The following is a 13,616-nucleotide window of genomic DNA, read 5'->3' on the forward strand; positions in this document are numbered from 1 at the left end:
CTCCGGCCAGCCTGGCAGTTAAGCCTTGCGGCGCTTCCACCACAGCAACAGGCCAGCCACAAACAAACCTAAAGGGATAAAGTATTGAAACGCATGGAATACACTCCAGGCCACCAGTCGACCCTGATCTGTCGCCGGAATCGTCACATTGATATCCTTGAGTGGCATTGGCTGTATCGTGATCAGGCGGTCATCTCCCGCCAGCCAGTTAATGATATTGATCCCCAGATCAAGATTGCCGCCATTGGTAATAAAGGTATTCGCCAGAAAATTGGCATTGCCTATCACCACCACACGCTGGCCTTTTTTGCCATAAGTTCGCTCCAGCGCAACACCAATATTAATCGGTCCCGCTTTATCCTTGCCCTGGTCAAAACGCACCTTGAGGTTTTGCGCGCCAGCAGGAATCTTGTCTGATTCAAGCCAACCATTAGGCGCCACATCAATCAGCCGGCCGACTTTCCAGCCCAGGTCGTCAGACGCCTGGCCATCCACCTGATGCGCCTCAGGGAACACGGTACGCAGCATGAAATTACGCGTGATCGGGTGATCGCCATACAGACTGGCAAACGCCATTTTCGGATCCGCGCCATATTGCTCGGCCGCACGATCCACCACAATCCCTGGTGACACTTTAATGCCCAGGTAGTCGGCCACTTCCTGCAAGCCATGCAAATTATCATCATCCAGCAGCCACAACACATTGCCACCGCCCTCGATATAAGCCTTGATTTTCTTAGCTTCTACGTCGGTGATATCCACCTGCGGTGCGGCAATTACCAGCATCGCACCATTGGCAGGCACCGCCTGGGCAATGGTGAGATCCGGGTTGGCAAACTTGAAACCCTTGCTTTCCAGCTGTTTGCCAAACTCGCCCAGGTCATGGTTTTTAAGGCCTTGCAGTAAACGTTCACCGTGGCCATCCAGATACATGACCGGCTGGTTGTTAGTGCGTGACAAACGCACCAGCAGATTGGTCATTTCCTGCTCTGCAAACGGTGGCGTAATGTGTTCGGAACGCTTGTTGTATTCGACAATCGTCTCGCCATCGACTTTCACACCAGCCTCTTGCGCCAGTTTTGGCTCTTCAGAGGGATTAATGAACTTGATAAATACATTTTTCTTTTCGCGCTGGTAGCGGGCAACAAAATCCAGCATGCCCTTGCGGAAAGTATCGCCGTTATTGGCATCATCATTGGTGGCATAGACGGTAATGTTGATATCACCGTCCATCTGCTTGAGCACATTGACACTGCCCTGGGTCAGGATGTTGCGATTCGCCTGGGTAATATCCTTGGCCCAGCGATACTGGCTGGATAAATAACCCAGCATCACCACCAGCGCCAGAAACACCAGCACGAACATCCAGTTTTGTGCGAGCAGTTGCCATCTAAACTTACGGTTAATTTTCATAATGCTTTCAAACTCGACAACAATGCGGGGTTAGCCGCGTAAACGATCTGCATCCAGACGACGTATCGTCAGGGTAATAAAAGTGAGGATAAACAGGCCAAAATAAGCCAGGTCAGCCGTATCAATCAGGCCACCGGCAAAAGACTGGAAATGGCGCATCAGGGAAAACTTGAGCATGGTACTGGTGGGGTCACCGGCAAAAAAGCGGTCGAGGATCATCAACACAAACAGGGCAATGAAACTCAGGATACCGGCGATGATGGGCTGCGCGGTTAAGCTAGAAAAATAGAGACCAAGTGCCGCAAAACTGGAGACCAGTAACAGCAAGCCCAGAGAGTTGGCAAAAATGTAGCCAAAATCAATATCTGCCCATATATTCAAGGTGGATAACATGGCCGCAATATAGACGACCAGGAAACTCAAGAATACAACCAAACCTAAAAATTTGCCGACAACAATTTCAGTAATTGAGAGCGGTGCACTAAACAAAAAGGGCATGGTCTGGCTACGGCGCTCTTCCGAAATCAGGCGCATGGATAACAATGGCACCGCAAAGAGCATAATAAACGAGGCCAGTCCATATACGGTTTGCCCCACAAACTGGGTCACACCTATACGCTCAGCCGGGCGGATGGAGCCGGACATGACTTCAAAGTAATTGTTTACGCCATTCAGGTAATACGTGCCAAACGAGAAGGTCAACAGCGCCAGAATAATCCACCCCATAGGCGAGGCAAACATACTCTTGAGTTCTTTTCTTGCAATATTCAACATACTTGATCTTTCTATCCGCTTAAGCAGCCTTGGCAAGGTCTGCCGCAGTCTCAGGCTCCTGATAAGTCAACTGTACAAACACATCTTCCAGGCTGGTCTGGTCAGGCGCAATATGATACAAGCCCCAGCCATTTTGCACAGCCGCCTGCACAATCGCTTCATGCGGTTGCGTCCCCTCCTGGAAACGGATGCGCCACATGCCATCCGCAGGTTCGACTTCAGCCACGCCGGTAATCGCGGCCAATTGTGCTGCCTCTGGCGGATGACGAAAACCAACCAGCAGTTTGTTCCCTACCCGTTGCTGCTTGAGCACGTCGATCCCGCCATTAAACACCAGCTTGCCTTTATCGATAATCTGCACATGGTCACAGACCATTTCCACTTCCGGCAAAATGTGGGTAGAGACTATCACGCTGTGCGCCTGACCGATCTCCTTGATCAGCGCGCGGATATCGCGAATCTGGATTGGGTCCAGACCCACGGTAGGTTCATCGAGGATCACCACCATAGGATTGTGAATGATCGCCTGGGCGATGCCCACACGCTGCTGGTAACCGTTGGACAGGTTTTCAATCAGGCGCTTGCTCATATGGGTCAGGCCACAACGCTCTTTGGCATGCTCTACGGCTTTTTTGAGGTGTTTGCCAGAAACGTTGTGCAACCTGGCCGCAATGGTCAGGTATTCATCAACCGTGAACTCCTTATATAAAGGTCTCATTTCCGGCAAGTAGCCGATCAAAGCTTTGGCTTCCTTGGGGTTTTCAATCATATCAATGCCACAAATTCTGACACTACCGGCACTGGGGGCCAGGTTTCCTGTCAGCATTTTCATTGTCGTTGACTTACCAGCCCCGTTCGGGCCGAGAAAACCCAGCACCTGCCCTTGCTGCAAACTAAACGTTACATCACTGACTGCGGCCCGGCCGCCATACATACGCGTCAATTCGATTGCTTCTACTGTTAAATTTGCCATGATTCTTTCACACACCTACTCACTAAAGATGACTGTTTACCACTGGCAAAGCAAGCGCTAACCAGCAAATCCCTAGACAAAGATTTCATCAAAAAGTTATAGTGCTAAAACATTCTTGCTTCATGACGTTTTAGCGCGTGCCAAACCGCCAATTACAATTCAGTTACAAATCGCACATTATGGATGAACTTGCAGCAACTGTCACGGACTAAACAAAAATTCAGTATTGCATATCAACCCTCACACCACAGTCATGACACTGTTCATCAACAGACCAATTAAACAGGAATCCCGTATGTCTCACACCAGCCGATTTACGCTCAAACCCACCGCAAAGCGCCGTACGACGATAGCGTTCTGGCTGGCATTACTGGCAACCCCGGCCTGGTCGGCCAGCAGCTCCCCCACCATGACCGCCCCCACGGCTGAATTTGTTTACAAATACCTGCTCGGAGAGGTGGCTGCGCAACGTGGGGAATTCGTACTGGCAGGGCAGCTGTTCCTGGACTTGGCCAAACAAACGCGCGACCCGTTGCTGGCAGAACGCGCCACACAGGCAGCCACCATTGCGCGCACACCGCAACTCGCCCTGCCCTCGGCAGAGCTGTGGGCAGAACTGGCACCAGACTCTATCCCGGCAGCCCAAGCCGCCAGCCAACTGCTGATTGCCAATGGCAATCTTAAAAAAGCCGTGCCACAAATCCAGAAGGTGCTGGCCAATGACAGCATCCGCCCCAACGCCTTTATGGAACTCAACAGCCTCATGATGCGCGTCACCGACAAAACATCGGTTCTGGAAGCGGTCCAGCAATTGGCAAAACCTTACCCCAAGCTACCGGAAGCTCACTTTGCCATTTCACAAGCTGCTTATTTTGCCCATAACGAAAAGCTGATGGAGGCGGAATTAAAAGAAGCTTCAAAATTACGCCCAGGCTGGGAAGCCCCTGCACAAATTCGCGGACAAATGCTCAGCGAGAAAGATCCGCAAAAAGGGATAGCCTTCTATCATGATTTTTTAAAGACAAACCCTGAGGCTGACCAGATTCGCTTGGCACTGGCACGTGCCTTACTGGTACAAAAAAACACCACCGATGCCAAAGTAGAATTCACCAAATTGCTGGAGCGTCATCAAAACAATCCTGAAATGAATGTGATTGTCGGCCTGCTGGCTCTGGATGCCAGAGAATACAGCTTTGCTGACCAGCGTCTGGAGCATGCACTGCAGGTCGGCTTCAAGGAGCCGAACAAAGTATATTTCAACCTGGGCCGTTCTGCGGCAGAGCAAAAGGATGATACCCGCGCCTTGCAATGGTTCGACAAGATAGGTGAAGGCGAACAATTCCTGGCTGGCCGCCTCGCGGCGGCCAGCATTATAGCGCGCCGTGATGGCATAGATGCAGCCATCACCATGCTGGACAATGTAGACGGCCTGACACCAGAACAGCAGGCGCTGGTCATCCAGAACCAGGCATTAATGCTGAACCAGGCCAAACGCAACGATGAAGCCTATGCCTTGCTGGGCAAGGCTGTGCAAAGCTTTCCCGACAGCCCTGAACTGCTGTATGACTATGCATTGAATGCCGAGCGACAGGGAAAATTTGACATCATGGAAGACACCTTGCACAAGGTGATCAAAATGAAACCAGATATGGCGGCCGCCTACAACGCCCTGGGCTATTCTTATGCTGACCGCAACATCAAGCTCATGGAAGCCAAGAGCCTGATTGAAACCGCCACCAAACTTTCACCGGAAGATCATTACATCATGGATAGCCTGGGCTGGGTCTATTACCGCCTGGGAGACCTGTCACGCGCGACAGAAGAGCTGCGCCATGCCTATGCGATACAGCAGGACCCTGAGATTGCTGCCCATCTGGCAGAAGTATTATGGAAACAGGGCCAGCGCGACGAAGCACAGAAAATCCTGGACCAGGCATTGTCCAGCAATCCGGATAACGAAGTATTGATGGCTACCGCAAAGAAACTGAAGTCTGAGCTTTAATGCCGTCGATACCGATACAGTGGAGGCTGCCTTCCGGCGGCCAGGTCATTGCCGGGATGCTAGGGTTCATTCTGGCTAGCTGTGCTTCTCTGCCCGCTCCCACCACCCAAACCACGGCCAGTAAGGCATCGCAGCAGCGTACCCAGCGGCTGCAGGAGGTCAAGGACTTTAGCCTGGAAGCCAAAATGGCCGTGCAATATGCAGGCAAGGGCTATACGGCGCGCATGGAATGGCAGCATAAGGCCCAAGAAGACACCATGCGGATTTTCAGCCCACTTGGACAGCAAGTGGCCCTGATTCACCGCACACCGCATGCCGTCACGCTGACCGACCAGAGCGGCAAGGAACATGAAGCGGCTGATGTGGCCAGCCTGACTGAACGCCTGCTGGGCTGGCGTCTGCCATTGGCAGGCCTCAGCCAGTGGATACTGGGCATTCCACACCCGGCCAGCCCCTTTGAGGCAAATTATCTGGAAAACGGCACGCCCGCCAGCCTGTTGCAGGATCAATGGCAAATTAATTACGGCGATTACCAGCAGACAGCACTGAATGGGGCATTGGAGCAGCTGCCTTACACTACGCGCCTGCAGCAGCAGGATGTGCGCCTCAAACTGGTGATTCAACACTGGTAAACAAGCCTTAGACTGCCGTGTTTTCCGTCATGCGCTGATTAAAGATTCAGCGCATGACGTCGATAATGGCTGTATGAGCTGTTATCTGTTTACCCCTACTTACTATCGCATCTGGCTGGCCTGCAGCTTATGGCTGGTGCTATGCCTTGCGCCTGGTCACAGCCAGGCATCCCAGTGGTTGTCGATCAAGAAAACAGACCACAACCAGCTTATGATAGACAAGCAATCCCTGCTGGAGGAAAAACCTTATATCAAAGCCTGGGTCAAGGTAGATTACAGCACGCCGCAGAAAAATGTGGAATCCGTTGACCGCGTCTATAACCACGCCAAAGCCTTATGGTATTTTGATTGCGACAAACGCAAGGCAGCCACCATTCAGGTGTTCCAGTACGAAGATGATGAGCTCGTCTACTCAGCCGGCACCACGGCCAAGCAGGCAGACTTTATTGAGCCCTTGCCTGAGTCCGAAGTAGAGGTTGCCCAGCAATACGTGTGCAAATGGCAAGCCAAAGAAAAACAGCGCCAGGAAGCTGCCGCGAGACGCGCCGCTAATCCTGTCGTCCCCGCTGTGGCCAGCAGCAAAGACAAACCCGCAGCCCCTGATAGCGTTGCCGAACCTGCTCCTGCTGCCACTGACAATGCAAAGCCGCAGGAAAAACCTGCCGCAGAAAACAAACCTGCAGAGACAAAAACAGCCGAGGCTAAACCGCCTGCAACAAAACCGGCCTCAGATAAAACCACTACAGGCAAGCCAGACTCCGCCAGCAAAACAGACAAGGGCGCTGCGGATAAGGAAAAAGACAAACAGTCTAAAAAAGATAAGACTAATGATCCATCCTGGGCCTATAGCGGCCCGCACGGACCGGACAAATGGGGCAGCCTGAATCCTGACTTTGCGGTATGTAATGCAGGCAGCCAGCAATCTCCGATCAATATCGACAACACGATTACGGCTGCGCTCAAACCGCTCAAGCGCTTACAAAAGTTCCCGCTGAAAAATATAGCCCTGAAGGATCATAGCCTGATCCTGGATGCCGGGACTGGCAACATGATGGTGCTGGACCAGAAACCCTACCAACTTAAATATATCAGCGTGCACGTGCCCAGCGAACATCAAATCAAGCAAAAGTCCTATGCTGCAGAGTTGCATATGGTGCATGAAGATAAAACCGGCCATCGCGTGATCATTGCGGTCATGCTGGAAGAAGGCAATGCAAACCCAGCCTTTGAGAAACTGCTTGGCAGCGTGCCCAAGGAAAAAGAGCAGAGCAAACCGCTGGCGATACGTGTTACACCGGGTGACCTAATGCCGACCAAACCTGCCTATTACCGTTACAGCGGCTCATTGACAGCCCCTCCTTGTACAGAAGGTGTACAGTGGGTGATCATGAAAGAACCGCTCAAAATTTCCAAGTTCCAGCTGGGCAGTTTGCAGCAAGCCATAAGCGAGCCTAACCAGCGCCCGTTGCAAGATGGCCAGGGCCGCATGATCCTGGAGTAAATCTTCACTCGAACAAGCATGCCTGAAATATTCAGGCATGCTTTACAATAGCGGCCATGGCATTCATTACCTACCCTGCGCCCTGTAAAATCAACCTGTTCCTGCATATTACCGGTCAGCGCCCTGACGGCTACCACACCCTGCAAAGCCTTTTTCTGTTGTTGGACCACGGTGACGAAGTGCGCATACGCGTGCGCGAAGATGGGCAACTCGTGCATAGGAACCCGTTAGCCGGTGTGCCGCCAGAAAAAGATCTCACCATCCGCGCCGCCCGCGCATTGCAACAAGCCAGCGGCTGTACGCTGGGTGCCGACATCTATTGCGACAAGCGGGTCCCCATGGGCGGGGGTCTCGGGGGTGGCAGCTCAGACGCTGCCACGGTACTGATGGCGCTCAACCAGCAATGGCAACTGGGCTACTCCAGACAACAACTAATGACTATTGGCCTAAGCCTGGGGGCAGATGTGCCCGTGTTTATTTTTGGCCAGCCTGCCTGGGCAGAAGGTGTAGGAGAGCAATTGGCGGCGGTTGCCCTGCCCTCTTCCATGCTTGAAAAATACTATGTTGTCATCACGCCGCAAGTAGAAGTGCCGACAGCACAAATTTTTGCGCACCAAGCATTGACAAGAGACTCGAAACCATTGAGAATAGCGGACTTTTCAAACGGCGCTAATTCCGGCGCGTTCTGGCAACAAGCCAGGAACGATATGGAAGCGGTTGTTTGTATGCTTTATCCTCAAGTCGGCAAAACGTTGGCCTGGTTAAAACAATACGGCGATGCCCGTATGAGTGGTTCCGGTGCTTCTGTGTTTGTTGCCGTGGATAGTGCAGCAAAAGCGGATGAATTGATTGCAAATCGACCAGAAAACACTTCTGGTTTTTGGGCAAAAGGGTTAGAATACCATCCGCTTTTTGCTTCGGTTGCTGATGGTGACCAAGCCACACAACAAGTGTGATAAAGACAAGTTTTTGGGGAGTCGCCAAGCTGGTTAAGGCACCGGATTTTGATTCCGGCATGCGAAGGTTCGAATCCTTCCTCCTCAGCCAAACATAAGCGTGTAGATTTGACGATTTACACGCTTAAATTTTTTATAGATTCCAGCCACAGGCATGGTTTCAGGTTTCAAGACATCGTCATCGCTAAAAAGGGTACAACGTTGAGTAACGCCAACATGATGGTATTTACCGGCAATGCCAATCCGGTACTGGCACAAGAAGTTGCCAAGCATTTGGGCATTGAACTAGGGCGTGCGGATGTTGGCCGTTTTTCTGACGGTGAAATCATGCTGGAACTACTGGAAAATGTGCGTGGCCGCGACGTGTTTGTGTTGCAGTCCACCAGCTACCCCACCAATGACAGCCTGATGGAAGTCATGGTCATGGTGGATGCGCTGCGTCGCTCCTCGGCAGGTCGTATCACCGCAGCGATCCCCTACCTGGGTTACTCGCGCCAGGACAGACGTCCGCGTTCAGCCCGGGTGGCAATTACCGCTAAAGTGGTGGCCAACATGCTGACCAGCGTGGGCGTGAACCGCTTGCTGACCATGGACTTGCACTCTGACCAGATTCAGGGTTTCTTTGACATCCCGGTCGACAACATTTATGCAACGCCAATCTTGCTGGATGACCTGGCAAAGCAAGGTCACGAAAACCTGGTGGTGGTTTCACCAGATGTTGGCGGTGTAGTACGTGCGCGTGCCGCTGCCAAGCAATTGAATGCCGACCTGGCCATTATCGACAAACGGCGCCCGAAAGCGAACGTGGCCAAGGTGATGAATATTATTGGTGAGGTTGAAGGCCGTACCTGCGTCATCATGGATGACATGGTTGATACTGCCAACACCTTGTGTGAAGCGGCTGCCGCCTTGAAAGACCGTGGCGCGACCAAAGTCGTCGCCTATGCCACACACCCGGTATTATCCGGCGGCGCTGGTGAGCGGATTACCGCCTCCGCGCTGGATGAGCTAGTGGTCACCAACACCATTGCATTGAACGCTGGCGCCAAGGCCTGCAGCAAAATCCGCCAACTGAGTGCGGCACCATTGCTGGCAGAGACCATCAAGCGTATCAGCCAGGAAGAATCAGTGTCTTCCTTATTTATGGATTAATGGATTTGTGATTTTTTGTGCTGCAAGCTGGTCGCGGCTTGCAGTTTTTAGTGCAGTACCGCCATTTATGGCGTTTTTAGGAGCCTCAACATGAGTATCGAAATTAAAGCCGTCAAACGTGACGTAAAAGGTACGGGTGCGAGCCGCCGCCTGCGTCGCGCCGGTAGCGTGCCAGGTGTTGTATACGGTGGTGACCAAGCCGCTGTGTCTATCGAGCTTAACCACAAAGAACTGTTCATGGAATTCCGCCATGAAGCATTCCACGCCTCTATCCTGAGCCTGGTGCTGGATGGCAAGGCAGAAAGCGTTCTGTTGCGTGACTATCAGCTGCACCCAGTGCGCAACACGATTCAGCACATCGATTTCCAGCGCGTTTCCGCGACTGAGAAAATCCACGTAAAAGTGCCTTTCCACTTCACAAATGAAGATGTGGCACCTGGCGTGAAAACAGGCGGTGGTAGCATCTCCCACATCCAGACTGAAGCGGACATCAGCTGCCTGGCGAAAGACCTGCCAGAATTCATCGAAGTAGACCTGGGCAAACTGGAAGCTGGCCACTCTATCCACCTGTCTGAAATCAAACTGCCAAAAGGCGTTGAGTTCGTACAGTTGGCTCACAACGATGACGCGGCTGTCGCGACCATCCTGAAACCACGTGGTGGCAGTGACGAAGCAGCTGAAGAAACACCAGCGGCTGAATAATCGGCTGACTCAGCGAAAACCGCTACAATAAACGCGCACTCTTGGGTGCGCGTTTTTTCTTTGTCTGAATGATAAATACACCATGACCGGTATCAAATTGATTGTAGGGCTGGGCAATCCCGGCGACAAATACACCATGACGCGCCATAACGCAGGCTTCTGGTTTGTGGATCTACTGGCGCAACAATCCGGCAGTCGTCTGGCCGCCGAAGCCAAGTTGTTTGGCATCGCTGGCAAGTGGCAGCCCCATAGTGACAAATGGCTACTCAAACCCACCACATTTATGAATGCCAGCGGCAAGTCAGTGGCGGCGATCGCCAATTACTACAAAATCCAGCCTGCCGAAATCCTAGTGGTCCATGACGAACTGGATTTACCTGCCGGCCAGGCCAAACTTAAATTCGGTGGCGGCCATGGCGGCCATAATGGCCTGCGCGATATCCATGCCGCATTGGGCACCGCAGATTACTGGCGCTTGCGCCTTGGCATCGGCCATCCTGGCAACAAGGCAGAAGTCGCAAACTTTGTCTTGAAAGCCGCAGGCAAGGATGAGCAACAAGCGATAGACGACAGCATCATCAAGGCGACCACTGTCAGTGAGCTACTGGCTCAGGGCCAGTTTGAAAAAGCCATGCTGCAACTGCACAGCAAATAAAAAGGGCGCGATTGCGCCCTTTGGCTTGAGTTAGCGTCTGCGTGACAATACCCCCGATTTTTGGTGCCACTCCTGATGCCAGCGGATAAAGGCGTCCGGCCGCAACGGTGGCGAGAAATAATATCCCTGGCCAAAATCACAGCCCATCTCCTGCAACAGGCTTAACTGGCGCTGGTTCTCTATCCCCTCGGCAATCACCTGCATGCCAAGACTATGCGCCATGACAATAATGGCGCGACACAATGCCTCATCTTCACCAGAGACCCCCAGCTCGCGCACAAATGAGCGATCAATCTTGACGTAATCAATCGGGAATTTTTTGAGGTAAGACAAGGCAGAATAACCCGTGCCAAAATCGTCTAGTGCGACCTGCACCCCCGCCTGCCGATATTGGCTCAAGCGTTCACTAATTTGAGTATGTCCATCCAGCAATAAGCGCTCGGTGATTTCTACCACCACCATATTGCCTTCATAGTAGCCATTAGATACCTTGGATAACCAGTCATCCTGCTTTCTATGCTCGGGGGCAAATTGCACCGGTGATTTATTGATTGCCATCTGGAACATGGGATGCAATGACTGGCGCCACTGCCGGCATTGCTCAATGGCCGTTTGGAACACCCACTCACCAATGGGGACGATTAATAAATTATCTTCAGCAATGCTAACAAAGTCCATCGGTGGAATCAGGCCTTTGACCGGATGCTGCCAGCGAAGCAATGCTTCTGCCTTCACCACCAGGTTAGTCTGTAAATTCACCACCGGCTGGTATTCAAGGAAAAACTCCTCGTTGCTGATGGCCTGGCGCAAATCATGCGACAGGCGCATACGCTGCTCTGCATTCTGTTGCATACGCGGGGTAAAATAGGTAAAACAATTGCCGCCTTTTTGCTTGGAAGCATACATGGCCTGGTCTACGCGCTTCATCAGGTCTTCCTTGTTTGCGGCATCGTCCGGGAAGATCGCAATCCCCAGGCTGGCAGAGACATAGGCATGTGTTTCATCCAACTGGAAAGGCTGGGACAAGGCGTCAATCACCCGCTGTGCCAGTGCCTCAACATAACTCGCCGTCGCCTCACTGAGCATGAGCACAAATTCGTCACCACCCAACCTAGCGACCAGATCCTTGTTACCCACACACCCTGCCAAGCGTTTACCGGCCTGTAATAGCAACTTGTCACCCTGGTCATGTCCTTGGGCATCGTTGACCTCTTTAAAACGATCCAGGTCAAGAAATACAATCGCCAGTTTCTGGTTAGTCACTTTAATCGCTTGCAACGCCTGATCCAGGCGGTCAAAAAACAGGCGTCGATTAGGCAGACCAGTCAAAGTATCCACGTTGGCATACTGCCAAACCACTTCCTCCGATTGCTTGATCTTTGAAATATCCGCCAGCGTGCCCAGGATGCGTGTTGGCTTACCGTGCTCGTCATGCATCAATACCCTGCCGCGATCAAATACCCATTTCCAGCTGCCGTCCTGGCATAGCAGCCGGTATTCCACCGCGTATTGTTCACGCGCGCCCTCAAGCACCTGCTGTTGCAACTCGGTGACCGCGGCAGCATCATCCGCATGAATACGTTGATGCCAGGCAGCCGGTTTGTGCGCAAGCTCCTGTGACGAAAAACCGAGTAACTTTTGCCAGCGCTCTGAAAATACCACCTTGGACTCGGAGACATTCCAGTCCCACACACCATCTCCTGTACTTTCCATGGCCAGTTTCCAGCGCTGCTCACTGCTGCTAAGGGCCTGGCTATATTGTTCAAGCGTATGGCGTGTGCGATGACGCATGACAGCAAATTGAACCACTCCAGCCAGCAACAGGCTCACCACCACACCTAAAATACCCCTATCATTGGCATCCTGATAATCAGTGGCCGACTCAAATGCTGCGGTCGAACGAGCCTGCAACCGCCACACCTGGCCATTCACATTCAAGGTATATACGCTGGACCATGCCGCCGCACTGTCGTGGACATTTGCACCATCATCCCCGCCACTGTGATATAAAGGAACCTGCCCCTCTTTTTCTCCCATGTCGAATACATCAAAATGTATCAACCTTTGCTCGACGGGATGCAAAGCCTCTGCGAGCATGGTATTCACGTCAAAACGCAAGAAGACCCAGCCATTCAGGCGGCTACGCCTATCCACCGTGTTTGCTTCAGCCTTGCCACGATACACAGGGGCATTAAAAATATAATTCTTATAGGGTTGAATATCGCGACTATCCGCTGAATGCCGCGACATAACCAAGCGGTCGCCATCGCCTGCCTCCAGCAAATCAGCACGCAACTGCGCATCCAGAAAAGCGTTTTTTAGCAAGACCTCGCGATTGGCATCGTTCCTAGGCTCCACATACAGCACAGGGGCGACCTCATTCTCACCTTTGACAAACTCCAGTTGCTTGAGCAATTTTTGGACGGGCACCTCCAGATCATTAAACGTTTCTGGGTGTTGCAAGTGGATATACTTGATAAAACCGAGGGCATTCAGGCTGTTGTATTCAGTACTCTGGGTAAAGTCTTCAACATACAGCCTGAACTCTTCAGCCGATACAAACTGGGAGGAAATATAGAGCTGCTCTACACCCTTGAGAATTTGCCTGTAGGCATTCAGGCGTTGCTGCACACTTTCGGAAGCAGACAATGCGTACTGCTTGAATTTAACAGCCTGTAATGCTTCAGCGTGATGGCGTTCGCTCAGCCATAGCAAAAATGAGGCTTGCAATGCGCAAAACAATATCAGCGCGGCAATCCATCGTGACGACAACAACGGTTGTAATGATGCCATATTGAAACCTAACATTTCTCATCCTTTGCAGGAAGGCGCATGACGACAACAATTATGCCCCCG

At 52.1% G+C, this 13,616-nt stretch carries 11 protein-coding genes and 1 tRNA gene; 8 read left to right on the forward strand and 4 right to left on the reverse strand.

Features of this window, described 5'->3' with window-relative positions; all coding sequences use genetic code 11:
- Nucleotides 1–18: 18 nt before the first annotated feature.
- From F463_RS0104950 to F463_RS0104960, 3 genes are read right to left on the reverse strand one after another with little or no spacing between them, the layout of a single operon-like run.
- The gene (locus F463_RS0104950) at nucleotides 19–1,413 is read right to left on the reverse strand and encodes a GldG family protein (RefSeq protein WP_018985950.1); all 1,395 of its coding nucleotides are present in this window, start codon (nucleotides 1,411–1,413) and stop codon (nucleotides 19–21) included.
- 30 nt (nucleotides 1,414–1,443) lie between these two features.
- Nucleotides 1,444–2,187, reverse strand: coding sequence for an ABC transporter permease (locus F463_RS0104955; RefSeq protein WP_018985951.1), 744 nt, complete (start codon nucleotides 2,185–2,187; stop codon nucleotides 1,444–1,446).
- Nucleotides 2,188–2,206: 19 nt separating this feature from the next.
- Entirely contained in the window at nucleotides 2,207–3,160 is a 954-nt protein-coding gene (locus tag F463_RS0104960) for an ATP-binding cassette domain-containing protein (RefSeq protein ID WP_018985952.1), read from the reverse strand.
- Between the two features lie 295 nt (nucleotides 3,161–3,455).
- On the opposite strand from F463_RS0104960, the gene F463_RS0104965 reads away from it, so the two are divergent.
- The 8 genes from F463_RS0104965 to pth all read left to right on the forward strand — a co-directional run bounded on the left by F463_RS0104965 (nucleotide 3,456) and on the right by pth (nucleotide 10,760).
- Entirely contained in the window at nucleotides 3,456–5,162 is a 1,707-nt protein-coding gene (locus F463_RS0104965; RefSeq protein ID WP_018985953.1) for a tetratricopeptide repeat protein, read from the forward strand.
- On the forward strand, nucleotides 5,162–5,794 hold the full coding sequence (gene lolB, locus F463_RS0104970; protein WP_018985954.1) for a lipoprotein insertase outer membrane protein LolB: 633 nt from the start codon (nucleotides 5,162–5,164) through the stop codon (nucleotides 5,792–5,794). Before F463_RS0104965 ends, lolB begins: the two co-directional genes overlap by 1 nt.
- Nucleotides 5,795–5,867: 73 nt before the next feature.
- Complete coding sequence (locus tag F463_RS0104975) at nucleotides 5,868–7,295, forward strand: carbonic anhydrase (protein WP_018985955.1); 1,428 nt, start codon at nucleotides 5,868–5,870, stop codon at nucleotides 7,293–7,295.
- A gap of 56 nt (nucleotides 7,296–7,351) precedes the next feature.
- Nucleotides 7,352–8,251, forward strand: coding sequence for a 4-(cytidine 5'-diphospho)-2-C-methyl-D-erythritol kinase (ispE, locus tag F463_RS0104980; RefSeq protein ID WP_018985956.1), 900 nt, complete (start codon nucleotides 7,352–7,354; stop codon nucleotides 8,249–8,251).
- Between the two features lie 14 nt (nucleotides 8,252–8,265).
- Nucleotides 8,266–8,342: transfer RNA gene (locus F463_RS0104985), tRNA-Gln, on the forward strand.
- A 125-nt stretch (nucleotides 8,343–8,467) separates the two neighbouring features.
- Nucleotides 8,468–9,403, forward strand: a complete 936-nt coding sequence (locus F463_RS0104990) for a ribose-phosphate pyrophosphokinase (RefSeq protein ID WP_033413166.1) — start codon at nucleotides 8,468–8,470, stop codon at nucleotides 9,401–9,403.
- Nucleotides 9,404–9,493: 90 nt separating this feature from the next.
- Nucleotides 9,494–10,105: a 50S ribosomal protein L25/general stress protein Ctc gene (locus F463_RS0104995; RefSeq protein WP_018985957.1), complete on the forward strand. Its 612-nt coding sequence runs from the start codon at nucleotides 9,494–9,496 to the stop codon at nucleotides 10,103–10,105.
- A gap of 82 nt (nucleotides 10,106–10,187) precedes the next feature.
- On the forward strand, nucleotides 10,188–10,760 hold the full coding sequence (pth, locus tag F463_RS0105000; RefSeq protein ID WP_018985958.1) for an aminoacyl-tRNA hydrolase: 573 nt from the start codon (nucleotides 10,188–10,190) through the stop codon (nucleotides 10,758–10,760).
- Between the two features lie 30 nt (nucleotides 10,761–10,790).
- Here pth and F463_RS0105005 read toward each other — a convergent pair whose 3' ends face one another.
- Nucleotides 10,791–13,553, reverse strand: coding sequence for a bifunctional diguanylate cyclase/phosphodiesterase (locus tag F463_RS0105005; protein ID WP_245545130.1), 2,763 nt, complete (start codon nucleotides 13,551–13,553; stop codon nucleotides 10,791–10,793).
- Nucleotides 13,554–13,616: the final 63 nt, after the last annotated feature.

It is taken from the genome of Methylophilus methylotrophus DSM 46235 = ATCC 53528, assembly GCF_000378225.1.
Classification (GTDB): Bacteria; Pseudomonadota; Gammaproteobacteria; order Burkholderiales; family Methylophilaceae; genus Methylophilus; species Methylophilus methylotrophus.

What these genes read in the sequence shown, in the direction of transcription:
- F463_RS0104950 (WP_018985950.1), bottom strand. Translation starts at nt 1,413, where the DNA reads ATGAAAATTAACCGTAAGTTTAGATGGCAACTGCTCGCACAAAACTGG.
- F463_RS0104955 (WP_018985951.1), bottom strand. Translation starts at nt 2,187, where the DNA reads ATGTTGAATATTGCAAGAAAAGAACTCAAGAGTATGTTTGCCTCGCCT.
- F463_RS0104960 (WP_018985952.1), bottom strand. Translation starts at nt 3,160, where the DNA reads ATGGCAAATTTAACAGTAGAAGCAATCGAATTGACGCGTATGTATGGC.
- F463_RS0104965 (WP_018985953.1), top strand. Translation starts at nt 3,456, where the DNA reads ATGTCTCACACCAGCCGATTTACGCTCAAACCCACCGCAAAGCGCCGT.
- lolB (WP_018985954.1), top strand. Translation starts at nt 5,162, where the DNA reads ATGCCGTCGATACCGATACAGTGGAGGCTGCCTTCCGGCGGCCAGGTC.
- F463_RS0104975 (WP_018985955.1), top strand. Translation starts at nt 5,868, where the DNA reads ATGAGCTGTTATCTGTTTACCCCTACTTACTATCGCATCTGGCTGGCC.
- ispE (WP_018985956.1), top strand. Translation starts at nt 7,352, where the DNA reads ATGGCATTCATTACCTACCCTGCGCCCTGTAAAATCAACCTGTTCCTG.
- F463_RS0104990 (WP_033413166.1), top strand. Translation starts at nt 8,468, where the DNA reads ATGATGGTATTTACCGGCAATGCCAATCCGGTACTGGCACAAGAAGTT.
- F463_RS0104995 (WP_018985957.1), top strand. Translation starts at nt 9,494, where the DNA reads ATGAGTATCGAAATTAAAGCCGTCAAACGTGACGTAAAAGGTACGGGT.
- pth (WP_018985958.1), top strand. Translation starts at nt 10,188, where the DNA reads ATGACCGGTATCAAATTGATTGTAGGGCTGGGCAATCCCGGCGACAAA.
- F463_RS0105005 (WP_245545130.1), bottom strand. Translation starts at nt 13,553, where the DNA reads ATGGCATCATTACAACCGTTGTTGTCGTCACGATGGATTGCCGCGCTG.